This is a genomic window from Bacteroidota bacterium (assembly GCA_030017895.1).
Classification (GTDB): Bacteria; Bacteroidota; Ignavibacteria; order UBA10030; family BY39; genus JASEGV01.
The window spans coordinates 1-2,866 of sequence record JASEGV010000141.1; the positions used below are offsets into that span (position 1 = coordinate 1).

Below are 2,866 nucleotides of genomic sequence, written 5' to 3' on the forward strand. Positions count from 1 at the left end.
CAGTATATTTTACTTTTTAGACAGCGACGGAAACAATCTGATTTTTCTAAAATAAATCAGATTTTCAGATTGCTTTGTCCGTCGTTTAACTGACGGACTCGCAATAACGGTTGGCTAATGACGGCTCCTTCTCAGATGATATTGAACCCGATATTAGCGATCTCCTTGGTCAATCGATTTGGCAATCACGTCTTGGCAAGCTTCAAGCCGGTCAACATAGTATAATTTTTAATGGATCGAATTTGTCGAGTGGATTTTATCTTGCTAGAATTAAAGGTAGTAGAACAATAAGCACAACGAAGCTTTTGTTGATAAAATAGTTAATTCATATTTATTTCTATAAATTATTATTCAAGGAGGAGTTATGAAACACACGTTAAAAGCTTTTTCTCGGGCCGTAGCTTTGGTGACAATTTTTAATGTCACTACAATTACACAAGTTTCGCATCCATATCTGTTCTTCGCTTCGTCGGACATACCTGCTATCCGGGCGCGGGCAACAACGGCAGGAACACCGGCAAATGCTATTTGGAATCTGATTTATAATAAACAATCTTTATATTATTTAGGTAGTACTGCGACGCAAGAAATTGACCGAGCAAAAGAAATTGCAAATAAGCCGGGAAGCAAAATGAAACAAAAAGAAAAATATTAACGTGAGGTGTATTGTGAAATTGAGAATCACTATGCTTTTATTAATTTTTTGTGCTATTAAAGTCTCCGCACAGGGACATTACTCGCTTGAAATTGGTAACCTATGGGAGTTTTGGGAACCTGGTTCTCCAGACACTTATTTGGGGAAAATTAAAGCACTAAAAGACACCACAATGCCGAACGGAGAGAAATATGTTTTTTTAAAGAGCGATCCATTCTGGAATGATGAGTACCAGAGAGTAAATGGATCGCGCGTATTCTGGTTTAATAAATACATAAATTCAGAAGAAGTATTGTATGATTTCTCAAAGTCGGTTGGTGATACTATCTCGATTATCCATTATCCTTATGATACTTTAATCAATCGATTGATAGAACTTCGCACACAATATGTTTTTGGCGTATTGAGAACTCAGTGGGTATTCTATCAAAATTCGGTCCAATCAAGTATGTACATCCGGCGAATAGTTACTGATAGTATTGGATTAACGTATTTCATCTATGAACCTGGTGTGGAACAATATCTCCGCGGTGCCATTATAAACAGTACTACATACGGTACTGTAACTGACGTTAGACTTGCGCCAAATATTCCCCAAGCACAGTACGAAATCTTCCAGAATTATCCGAACCCATTCAACAGTTCAACCATTATTCGTTTTCGAGTTGTACCCGATGATGTATCTGTCACCATATTCGATATGATGGGGAGACAGGTGAAAAAGCTCTTTGAAGGAGAATTGGTAAACGATTTACCACATCTTATCTGGGACGGTAAGAATGATTTTGGAAAGGCGATGGGAAGTGGAACATATATTTATCAGGTAAAAGCAAAAAGCTTTATGGATGTAAAGAAGATGATTTTGATCCGTTAAAATTCACTGAAATATTAACTAATATTTATGGAGGAAACATTATGAGAACTAAAGTATTTTTTTATGTGTGGGTCATCCTGTTTGTAATTTCTATTCAGGCGACCCAAGTTATTGCCGAAACGGATTCATGCACAACGGTATGTAACTCCACGACTCAGCAGTATATTAATTCCACTATCACGTTAAAAATCCTTTTAGTGGAATTTACTGATATAAGACATCAGACATCTCCTTCAGCATACAGTAAAGATGATTTCGAAAACATGCTTGTAACTTCAGGCAGCTATGTTTATCCAATAATGTTAACACCCGATGGTGATCAAGTTTACGGTAGTATGAGAGATTATTTCCAAAAAATGTCAAGTGGTAATCTAACGATAAACGGACTTGTGGTAAATACGACAAATGGGAATACCCCGAATTGGGTACTATTACCACATAATAAACAGGAATACCAGAATTATACTTATGATATTTTTTCCGATGCAATCAATATAGCAACCTTACAAGGTTTGGATGTTTCTAACTCGGCTACAGTTAAACTTTCTATTATTTATGCAGGTAATATTTATTTTAATTTCGGCGGACTAAATCCTCGAGCATCTGGAAATAGTTACATTATGAGTGAGCGCGAAGGTAGACCTTACACTCAAGAAAATCTCGGAGATAAATTTGCACGAATTGGTGTGCATTGCCATGAATTTGCTCATTTGATTGGAATCGGTCACTCCAGTGGTTCACGTGCTGATCTCATGGAGGCTGGAAGAAGAAATGGTAATGGTGCTGCACCGGCGCCACTGAATCCCGGACACAGAGCGCTGAAAGGTTGGCTCACCCCGACTGTCATCACCGGTCAACAGCAGTTCGATGCGTACTACTCGCTCACCGCGCCGCAGGTCTTCCGTATCAACAGCAACTACGGCAACGATTACTTCCTTATTGAGAATCGCAGATTCAACCAGACCATGGTGATTGGTTCAACTACTGTGCCTGACTACAACAATAGTGCGTTCTTTCCGCCGGCTCGCCGTTAGAAATGAAGTGGAATATCCGCGGTGGTCAGCAGATGAAGTTCAACAAAGCTCTTATCCCTGTAGCTTTCTATGAAGGTCTTGTGTTCTGGGGTGTAGATACTTTGTATTTAGCTGGTGGACAAGGCGACGAAGGTATGGACCAGTACACTGTTAAACGCTGCGACGAGTACATTGCAAAAGTTGTTTTACATTATTTGAACGGACGTACATTCGTTCCAAACGAGCAGTCAAGTCGTGACCAGATTCAGTCGGCAATACAGAAATTCCTGATGCACAATACCGGTGGTCCGGCAAAAATGCTCG

4 protein-coding genes are annotated in these 2,866 nt (G+C 39.3%); all 4 read left to right on the forward strand.

What is annotated here, in order from left to right; genetic code table 11:
* Positions 1–364: 364 nt before the first annotated feature.
* On the forward strand, positions 365–655 hold the full coding sequence (locus tag QME58_14290) for a hypothetical protein (GenBank protein MDI6804982.1): 291 nt from the start codon (positions 365–367) through the stop codon (positions 653–655).
* Positions 656–686: 31 nt separating this feature from the next.
* Positions 687–1,529 (forward strand): T9SS type A sorting domain-containing protein, encoded by an 843-nt coding sequence (locus QME58_14295; protein ID MDI6804983.1) that lies wholly within the window; start codon positions 687–689, stop codon positions 1,527–1,529.
* Between the two features lie 41 nt (positions 1,530–1,570).
* The gene (locus QME58_14300; protein ID MDI6804984.1) at positions 1,571–2,563 is read left to right on the forward strand and encodes a hypothetical protein; all 993 of its coding nucleotides are present in this window, start codon (positions 1,571–1,573) and stop codon (positions 2,561–2,563) included.
* Positions 2,564–2,565: 2 nt separating this feature from the next.
* Positions 2,566–2,866: hypothetical protein (locus QME58_14305; GenBank protein MDI6804985.1), on the forward strand; the 301-nt coding region annotated here is incomplete at its 3' end.